Origin of the sequence: Streptomyces sp. RP5T, assembly GCF_003933965.1 — a bacterium.
Taxonomy (GTDB): domain Bacteria; phylum Actinomycetota; class Actinomycetes; order Streptomycetales; family Streptomycetaceae; genus Streptomyces.
Map to the genome: position 1 here is coordinate 1 of NZ_RSAJ01000364.1, position 8,476 is coordinate 8,476.

Sequence of the window (8,476 nt, forward strand, 5' to 3'; positions counted from 1 at the left end):
GTCTGTCACCTGTCGGGGGGGTCGAGGCGATGGCTGCGGCCTGTCCGGGTCATCGCTGTGATGACCGCGGCCTGTCGGTGCCGTCGGTGCGATGTCGGTCGCCTGTCGGGGCCATCGCCGCGATGTCGGCGGCCTGTCGGGCGGGGCCCGGAGTCTGTTCCCCGAACGCCGCCGGGATCCGCCCGCCGGCCCCGCCCCGCGAGGAGTCACCATGACCACCACCCACGTCACGATCATCGGCGCCGGCCTCGGCGGCCTCACGCTCGCCCGCGTCCTGCACGTCCACGGCATCCCGTCCACCGTGTACGAGGCGGAGTCCTCCCCGACGGCCCGTGCGCAGGGCGGGATGCTCGACATCCACGACTACAACGGGCAGTTGGCCCTCCGGGCGGCCGGCCTGCTGGAGGAGTTCCGCGGCCTCGTCCTGCCGGGCCGTGAGGCGACACGGCTGGTCGACCGGGACGGGACCGTCCTGTTCGACCACCCCGACGACGGCACCGGCGGCCGCCCCGAGGTGCAGCGGGGCGAACTGCGGCAGCTCCTGCTCGACTCCCTGCCGGCCGGCACGGTCCGCTGGGGCCACAAGGTCAGCGCTGTCCGGGCGCTCGGTGGGGGCCGCCACGAGGTGACGTTCACCGACGGCACCTCGGTCGACACCGGCCTGCTGGTGGGAGCGGACGGGGCGTGGTCCCGGGTACGGCCGCTGCTGTCGCCCGCGAAGCCCGCGTACACCGGCATGTCCTGCGTCGAGGTGTACCTGCACGACTCCGACACCCGGCACCCGGCCGGCGCGAAGGTCGTCGGCGGCGGGGCGCTGCTCGCGCTCGCGCCGGGCAAGGGTTTCGTGACGCACCGGGAGAGGGGCGGCAACCTGCACACGTACGTGATGCTCACGCGGCCGCAGGACTGGTTCGCGGAGATCGACTTCACCGACTCCGCGGCCGCCCTCGCCCGGATCGCGCGGGAGTTCGACGACTGGGCACCGGAACTCACCGCGCTGATCACCGACGCCGACACCGCCCCGGTGGTGCGCCCCCTCGCCGCGCTGCCCGCCGGGCACCGGTGGGAGCGGGTACCGGGAGTGACCCTGATCGGCGACGCCGCCCATGTCGCCGCCCCGAACGGCGAGGGCGCCAACCTCGCCATGCTGGACGGCGCGGAACTCGCCCAGGCCCTCGCGGCCCACCCCGACGACATCGAGACCGCGCTCACCGAGCACGAGCGCGCCATGTTCCCCCGCAGCGCCGAAACCGCCGACGAGGGCACCGAGCTCTACGCCCTGATGTTCGGCGCGGACACTCCGCATGGCCTGATCAGCATGTTCACGGGGGAGGAGCAGGGCCAGTGAGCGTCCACGCACGGACGTCGCCCGCCGCCACGGTCAATCCCCGGCGTACGGCTCGCAGGCCACGCCGTCGCCGTCCCGGTCGAGATGCGGCGCGTACCCGGGATCGCCCCGGTGGAGCGGGGCGTCGCCCGCGGCCCTGGCCTCGTCGCAGTTCTCGTAGTACACATCCGGCACAGGTGCCGTCGTCGTCGGTTCGGGGACTTCCGCCGTCTTCGTGACGGTCCTCGTGGAAGTGGGCGACGGCGTGGCAATCGTCGTCGCCGTAGCCGTGACCGTGGCGGTTTCAACGGGGCGCGGTGGGCGGGAGGCCGGGGAAACGGCTGCCGGGGTGCTGGTCACCGCGGGTGAGTCGGGGGTGTCGTCAGTTGGGTTCACGGCGCTGAGGATGCCCCCGAGGAACAGCAGGGAGGCGAACAGCCCGAGCGCTACGGCCAGAATCCGGCCCAGTAGCCCCAGGGAGGCCCATTTCCGTCGCAGGCGCCATAAGGGCCCGCGTCGAGTTCCGTTGCCGCTCATCGCAACGTCCTGTGCTCGATGGGATCCGGTTTCCAGTTGAGCACCAGGGCGGGTGTACCGCATGTCGAAGCAGGCGCTGGCACCGATCCGACGGCCTTCGGATCACCACTGCTGCACAACCAGCCCGGAGTGCGCGAAGACCCCGCCCGACGCACGCTGAAATCATGAACAGCCCGACCCCGTCGGGGCCTCCTGACGGGCCACTGCACACCCATGCCTCCGATAACGCCGCTCAGCGGACGCATCCCGCGCGCTCCCGACGGAGCGTCCTCACTGTTGCGAGCGCAACGCTTGCCGGGCTCCTCGTGGGCGTGCTGATCGGCTTCGTGGCCGACACCGGTGGCGGAAAGGCGGCTACGCCGGCAACAGCCACCAGCACACAGACCGTCCTCACCACACCCGGAGCGGTTGAGGCACCCGCCTCGTCACCGTCGTCATCTAAACCCCTGGCCTTCGGCGCCACCTGGAAGGTGGAGAACACCGACCCGGCCAAGCCGTTCGAAGGCAACTTGACCGTGCTCGGCTACAAACAGGGCTTCACATCAGTCGGCAAGGCCGACGAAGGGGCCGGCGAGCCAGGGTATGTGTGGGCATGGGCGGACCTGAAGCTGTGCGGGACCAAGGGCTCCTACACCGACAACACCGACAGTTGGACGCTGTACTACGACGACGGAGGTCGCATCAAACCGTCGGGCACCACCTACGGCGATTTCCCGAAGCCGGAGTTCCCCTTCGAAGTCACGGTGACCGCAGGCAAGTGCGCCTGGGGCAAGCTGGCGTTCGCCGTGCCCGGCGACGAGCGCCCTGAGTCCGTGCTGTACCAACCCGACGGCCTGGACGAGCCGAGGGAATGGCTCGTTCCGAACGCGTAGCCGAGGGGCCGCCTCAGTCGACCACCTGTGGGTCTCGGAAGTAATAGACGACCGTCACTCCCAGGCCCGGTGTGTGCGTGTATACGACCGTGATCGCCTCGGCAGAGTCGGCGGCGAGTGGCGTCGTGTAGGTGTACTCCAGGGATGGAGGGCGCCACCCGGGGATCTCCCGGCCGACCGCGGGGTCGCGGGCAATGGCGACGAGCGCCACTCGGACTGCCTCCCGCTCCCCTTCCGTCAGTTCACCGAACGCCTTCCTGGCGGGCTCGGCCTCCTCCAGCGGGATCTCGTTCACGTACGGCCGCCTCCGCCACGGGCGTCTTCCAGGGCTGTCATGATCTCGGGCGAGTTCCTGATCAGGACCCGGTGCCGGTAGGCCCGGACGACAGCTGCGGCACCCGCGAAGTCGTTGGTCGGCGATGCCCCTATGGCGGCCGCCAGCTCCGCCTCGAAGCGCTCCCGGTCGCCGGGGAAGCCGTAGCGGCTGAGCGCACTGCGCAGGTCGTCCACGGTCCGGATCTCCGGGAGGGGCATCGCTCCCCAGCCGTGCTCGGGCTGTGCGCTCATGGTCGGCTCCTGGTGAACAGCGGTCACTTCTCCCAGTATGACCCGGCTCATCACCCCGGCACCCCGCACTCCGCCCACAGCAGCTTCCCGCCCTTCGACGCGCCCGGTTCGCGTAGTACCGACACACCCGTCGCGTCGGCGCAGGCGCGGACCAGGTGCAGGCCGCGGCCGTGTTCGGCGTCCGGTGCGGGGGGAGGCTGGTCGGAGGTGAAGCCGGGTGGGACGCGGGGGTCCGTGTCCCAGACGGCGACCCGGATCCTTCCGGGGGCCGGGAAGAGGAGGCGGAACGCGTACGGACCCTTCGTGTGGCAGTGCGCGTTCGTCAGGAGTTCCGCCGCGAGGAGCTCCGCTGTGGGGGCGAGGTCGGGGAGGTCGTGGGCGGCCAGGATCAGCCTCAGGGCACCCCTCGCGATCCCCGGTGCGCGTGGATCGTGCGGAAGATGCAGGGTGTAGTTCCAGGACGGGGATACGGTGGCCATCGGAAGTCTCCGGTCACTGAGGGGAGTTGGAAGAGTGCCTGGTGTCTCTGCCGCGGCGTCCCACGGTGCGCTTCCAGACGGGGCGCCTGGAGATGACGATAGGGGCTCAGCAAATGCCATTTGCCACCTCTGGAGATGCTTCGGCTCTTTTCCCCCGTGTGAGTGACCATCTATGGAACGTGCGTCCAGGAAGAGTTCACACATGCCCACCAGGCCCCCGCTGACGGCCCGCCGCCTCCGGATCGCCGTGGAGCTGCGCAAGATGCGCGAGCGCTCGGGCATGACGGCGACCGAGGCCGCACGCACGCTCGGCACCAGTCAGGGACAGCTCAGCAACGTGGAATCCGGACGGTTCGGGGTGAGTCCCGACCGCATCCGCGCGCTGGCCAGCATTTACTCCTGCCCGGACCAGGCATTCGTCGAGGCCCTGGTCGCCATGGCGACCGACAGGCTGTTCGGCTGGTGGGAGTCGTACCGTGAGGTACTCCCGTCAGGACTCCTCGACCTCGCCGAGCTGGAGCATCACGCCACCGCCATACGCACCGCGTACACCTCCCACATGCCGGGGCTGCTCCAGACCGCCGACCACGCACGCGAGATCTTCCGGCACGTCATCCCGGAACCCGCACCGCCCGAGATCGAACACCGGGTCTCGCACCGGATCAAACGGCAGGGCCTCCTGTACGGCGCCGACCCGACGCCGTATCGCACGACCGTGCACGAGGCGGCCCTGCGCATGCGCGTCGGCGGCCGGGACGTGGCCCGTGCCCAGCTGCGGCATCTGCTCGACATGAGCGAGCAGCAGCACGTCACGATCCGTGTACTGCCGTTCGACGTCGGCGCCTTCCCCGGCTCGGGGCAATCCATCAACTACCTGTACGGGCCCGTACCGCAGTTGGACACCGCGCAGCTCGACCAGTTCCACGGGCCGGTCCTCCTGGACGCCGAGGCCCTTCTGACGAAGTACCGCAACCTGCTCGACGTCGTGGAAGCCACCGCTCTCAGTCCCGGCAAGTCCCGGGATCTGATCCTTTCCATCGCCCAGAACCTGTGAGGGAGCCCGCATGATCACGGACCGTTGGCAGAAGTCGTCCTACTGCCAGGAAGGCGACGCCTGCGTCCACATATCCGCCGACCCCGACGGAGTCCACCTCACCGACTCCGACCCCGCCCGAACCGTCGTCACCGTCACCCCCGCCGCCTTCCTCGCCCTGCTCGACCACCTCAAGTCACTCTGAGCCGTCCGCCAGTTCCGCCACCACCGCCAGGTGGTCCGACGGCCACACCCCGTCCACCGGGCCGTCGCCCGCGCGGCGGACGTCCAGGACGTGGCCCAGCCCCGAAGGTCCCGGTGGGCCCACGTGGATGTAGTCGATGCGGACCGGCGGGGACACGCGGACATAGGGGTTCGCGGGATCCCAGGTCGCGGAGGGGGCCGTCGGGTCCGCGTACTCCCAGGCATCCAGGAAGAGTTGGTCAGGAGCCGCCGGTGCCGTCTTGTAGCCGCCGAAGAGGCGGACCTCGTCGGAGTCGGGCCAGGCGTTGAAGTCACCGGTGATGACGGGCGGGAAGTCGGTGCCCGACCTGTGCGCAGCCACGAACTCCGCCAGCGCCGTGACCTGTTGGCAGCGGATCGCCGAGGCGGTGGGGGCCGAGGTGAGGTGGGTGGTGAAGAAGGGGATGTCGTACGAGGGTGCCGCGAGCCGGGCGTGGAAGGCGAGGCGGCCGTCGTCCAGGTCCTCGGGGGCGGGCAGGCGCAGGACCGCCCGGTCCACCACCGGCCAGCGGCTCAGTACCGCGTTGCCGACCTCCACTCCGGGGTCGCCGATCCGCCGCTGCCAGCGCTCCGAGGCGGGCGACGCGGCCCACGCCCAGTGCAGGCCCAGTTCCCCGGCCAGCCACTCCGCGAGGTTCTCGCCGCCCGAGGCGCCCTCCGACCACACCTCCTGGAGGCCGACCACATCCGGCCGCAGCTCCCGCAGCACCGCCAGGATCGCCTTCTGGCGTTCCTCCCACGGCCCGAAGCGCCACCACAGGTTCCAGGTCACCACGCGCATCGCCGACACCCTTCGTCCGACCGGCCGCACCCTGAGATCATCGAGGCCGCCGATGAGGTTACGGAAGACAAGAGGCAGGAGTCTCACCACCCATGTCCCGCGACGTCGAGCGCAAGTACCGTACCGCCAGGGCCCTTCAGCGCCTCCTCAACCCGGTCATGCGGCGGCTGCCCCTGCAGACCGTCCTGGAGACCACCGGCCGCGTCTCGGGCCTGCCCCGCCCGACCCCGGTGGGGGGTAAGCGGGTCGGCGACTCCTTCTGGCTGGTGTCGGAGTTCGGCGAACGGTCACAGTACATCCGCAACATCAAGGCCGAACCGCGGGTGCGGGTGCGCATCCGGGGTCGGTGGCACTCCGGCACCGCCCATCTCATGCCGGACGACGACACCGCCGCACGACTGCGGTCGCTGCCCGTGCTGAACAGCATGTCCGTACGGGCCATCGGAGCCGGGCAGTTGACCGTTCGCGTGGATCTGGACCGCTGAGGGGTGGCGCGGCGGTGACCCCGGTCGCCGAGCGGAACAAGGCCACCGCCGCGGTACTCAGAGACGCGACCGCGTCACTTCGCCGGCTTGTAGAAGGCGTACGTAGCCGTGTACGCCACGCTCACCTGGTCCGTGCCGGTGCAGGCGGTGGCCGGGGCCACGCCGCCGGTGGTGTTCACGCGCTGTATGTAGGAGACACCGCCGAAGACGCCCGTGCCCCGGGTGGCGGTGGCCTGGAGGAGGAGTTCGGGGATGGTGCCGGTCTTGGGGGAGTTGGCGATCGCCGTGGCGTTCACCGCGCTGCCGTCCACGGTGGAGACCCAGACGGGGCCGCGGGAGTGCAGGGCGACGGTGCGGCCTCTCCGGTCGGAGAGGGTGGCGGCGGGCTCCAGGAGCTTCCAGGCACCGTCGGTGCAGGTGTAGGTCTGTACGCCGCGGGCCGGGTACACGCCGGTCAGCTTGTTGCCGTCCGGCACCTGGATGGCCGCGGGGGCCTTCACGGGATTCGGCGCGGCGTCCGCGGTGGCCGCGTTGCCGTCGGTCGTCCCCAGGAAGGCGGTCGCGGCGAGGGCCGCGGTGGTCAGGGTGAGGCGCTTGGTGAGCTTCAAGTCAGTTCTCCGGAAGGGTTCTTGACTGGTCTTCAGTACGACGAGGTGTAACTCGCCGCCCCCGGCCGGGACTCTACGGTCCCGTCCGAGGGTTACCGGCCAGTTGGCCGAACCCGGTCGCGCGAGGTCCTCCGGAAGTCCCCTCACCCCGGCCAGACGATCGACTGCACCTCGCTGTAGGCGTGCAGCGCGTACGACCCGCAGTCCCGGCCGACCCCGCTCCGGCGGAAGCCCCCGAACGGTGCCTCCATGTTGCGGCCGACCGTGTTGATCCCGACTCCCCCGGCCCGCAGCCGCCGGGCCACGCGGAAGGCGCGGGCGACGTCCGCCGACCAGACGTAGTCGATCAGTCCGTAGTCGCTGTCGCCGGCGAGGGCGATGCCCTCCTCCTCGTCGTCGAAGGGCGTCACGGTCACGACCGGGCCGAAGATCTCCTCGCGGACCACGCGCATGTCGGAGCGGCAGTCGGCGAGGAGGGTGGGCGTGACGTAGAAACCCCGCTCCAGACCTGGGCGTTCACCGCCCGCGGCGACCACCGCGCCCTCCTTGCGGCCGAGTTCGACGTACGACTCCACCCGGTCGCGGTGCGCCGCCGAGATCACCGGGCCGACGACCGTCCCGGGCTCGCGCGGGTCCCCGACCGCCAACCTGCCCGCGAAGGCCGCCAGTTGCTCGACGAGGCGGTCGTAGACACCGCGCTGCGCCAGCACCCGCGTCGGTGCCGTGCAGATCTGTCCGCTGTAGAAGGAGAAGGTCGTCCCGATGCCGGCGACGGCCGATCCGAGGTCGGCGTCCTCGAAGACGAGCGCCGCCCCCTTGCCGCCCAGTTCCATCAACTGCCGTTTCATGGACCGCCCGCACACCTCGCCGATGCGCTGTCCGACCGCCGTGGAGCCGGTGAAGCTGACCATGTCGACGTCGGGCGAGTCGACGGCGGCCTCGCCGACCTCGACGGAACGGCCGCTCACCACGTTCACCACCCCGCGCGGCACCCCGGCCTCCTCCAGCGCCCGCGCCATGCGGTAGACGGACAGGGGGTCCTGCGGGGCGGGCTTCACCACCACGGTGTTGCCCATGGCCAGGGCGGGGGCGATCTTCCCCGCGGGGTTGGCCCACGGGTTGTTGTACGAGGTGACGCAGGTGACGACCCCGACGGGCTGCCGGACCGCCAGTGCGCCCATCACCGCGGCCCTCCCCATCGGTCCGGCCTCGTTGACCTGCGGCTCGATCGCCCACTCGGCCGGTTCGACCCGCGCGTACCGCCGGAAGCGGGCGGCGGCCACGCCGACCTGCATGCCCCTGGCCACCCCCGTGGTCGCGCCGGTCTCGGCCCGGGCGAGTTCGGCGTACGGCAGGAGGCGCGAACGGATGAGGTCGCCGGCGCGGGAGAGGATCGCCGCCCGCTCCCCGGCCGGCGTACGCGACCACGGTCCGAAGGCCTCGCGGGCCGCGGCACAGGCCGCGTGCACCTGATCCCGCGAGGCCTCCGGGGCCCATCCGACCGTCTCCTCGGTGGCCGGGTCGACCACCGCGTAGTGCCCGCC

Annotated in this window: 12 protein-coding genes; 5 read left to right on the forward strand and 7 right to left on the reverse strand. The window is 71.1% G+C overall.

Annotated elements, in window-relative coordinates; all coding sequences use genetic code 11:
- Positions 1–211: 211 nt before the first annotated feature.
- Positions 212–1,348 (forward strand): NAD(P)/FAD-dependent oxidoreductase, encoded by a 1,137-nt coding sequence (locus EHS43_RS29790; protein WP_125193821.1) that lies wholly within the window; start codon positions 212–214, stop codon positions 1,346–1,348.
- A 33-nt stretch (positions 1,349–1,381) separates the two neighbouring features.
- Here the strand turns inward: EHS43_RS29790 and EHS43_RS48150 are convergent, their stop codons facing one another.
- On the reverse strand, positions 1,382–1,522 hold the full coding sequence (locus EHS43_RS48150; RefSeq protein WP_260470775.1) for an excalibur calcium-binding domain-containing protein: 141 nt from the start codon (positions 1,520–1,522) through the stop codon (positions 1,382–1,384).
- Positions 1,523–2,028: 506 nt separating this feature from the next.
- On the opposite strand from EHS43_RS48150, the gene EHS43_RS29800 reads away from it, so the two are divergent.
- Positions 2,029–2,736 carry a hypothetical protein gene (locus EHS43_RS29800; RefSeq protein ID WP_125193822.1) on the forward strand — a complete coding sequence of 236 codons (708 nt, stop codon included), beginning with the start codon at positions 2,029–2,031 and terminating at the stop codon, positions 2,734–2,736.
- Between the two features lie 13 nt (positions 2,737–2,749).
- On the opposite strand, the gene EHS43_RS29805 is transcribed toward EHS43_RS29800, so the two are convergent.
- From EHS43_RS29805 to EHS43_RS29815, 3 genes are read right to left on the reverse strand one after another with little or no spacing between them, the layout of a single operon-like run.
- Positions 2,750–3,031, reverse strand: a complete 282-nt coding sequence (locus EHS43_RS29805; RefSeq protein ID WP_125193823.1) for a hypothetical protein — start codon at positions 3,029–3,031, stop codon at positions 2,750–2,752.
- On the reverse strand, positions 3,028–3,303 hold the full coding sequence (locus tag EHS43_RS29810) for a hypothetical protein (RefSeq protein ID WP_125193824.1): 276 nt from the start codon (positions 3,301–3,303) through the stop codon (positions 3,028–3,030). Before EHS43_RS29810 ends, EHS43_RS29805 begins: the two co-directional genes overlap by 4 nt.
- 50 nt (positions 3,304–3,353) lie before the next feature.
- Entirely contained in the window at positions 3,354–3,782 is a 429-nt protein-coding gene (locus tag EHS43_RS29815; RefSeq protein WP_185806470.1) for an ATP-binding protein, read from the reverse strand.
- A gap of 202 nt (positions 3,783–3,984) precedes the next feature.
- On the opposite strand from EHS43_RS29815, the gene EHS43_RS29820 reads away from it, so the two are divergent.
- Together EHS43_RS29820 and EHS43_RS29825 are read left to right on the forward strand one after the other, a co-directional pair.
- On the forward strand, positions 3,985–4,836 hold the full coding sequence (locus EHS43_RS29820) for a helix-turn-helix transcriptional regulator (protein ID WP_125193825.1): 852 nt from the start codon (positions 3,985–3,987) through the stop codon (positions 4,834–4,836).
- A 10-nt stretch (positions 4,837–4,846) separates the two neighbouring features.
- Positions 4,847–5,020 (forward strand): DUF397 domain-containing protein, encoded by a 174-nt coding sequence (locus EHS43_RS29825; protein ID WP_185806471.1) that lies wholly within the window; start codon positions 4,847–4,849, stop codon positions 5,018–5,020.
- On the opposite strand, the gene EHS43_RS29830 is transcribed toward EHS43_RS29825, so the two are convergent.
- The gene (locus EHS43_RS29830; protein ID WP_185806472.1) at positions 5,012–5,839 is read right to left on the reverse strand and encodes an endonuclease/exonuclease/phosphatase family protein; all 828 of its coding nucleotides are present in this window, start codon (positions 5,837–5,839) and stop codon (positions 5,012–5,014) included. The two genes, EHS43_RS29825 and EHS43_RS29830, sit on opposite strands and share 9 nt — an antisense overlap.
- 92 nt (positions 5,840–5,931) lie before the next feature.
- On the opposite strand from EHS43_RS29830, the gene EHS43_RS29835 reads away from it, so the two are divergent.
- Complete coding sequence (locus tag EHS43_RS29835) at positions 5,932–6,324, forward strand: nitroreductase/quinone reductase family protein (RefSeq protein WP_125193826.1); 393 nt, start codon at positions 5,932–5,934, stop codon at positions 6,322–6,324.
- A gap of 74 nt (positions 6,325–6,398) precedes the next feature.
- Here EHS43_RS29835 and EHS43_RS29840 read toward each other — a convergent pair whose 3' ends face one another.
- Together EHS43_RS29840 and EHS43_RS29845 are read right to left on the reverse strand one after the other, a co-directional pair.
- On the reverse strand, positions 6,399–6,932 hold the full coding sequence (locus EHS43_RS29840; RefSeq protein WP_125193827.1) for a DUF3455 domain-containing protein: 534 nt from the start codon (positions 6,930–6,932) through the stop codon (positions 6,399–6,401).
- A 143-nt stretch (positions 6,933–7,075) separates the two neighbouring features.
- Positions 7,076–8,476: aldehyde dehydrogenase family protein (locus tag EHS43_RS29845; protein ID WP_260470776.1), on the reverse strand; the 1,401-nt coding region annotated here is incomplete at its 5' end.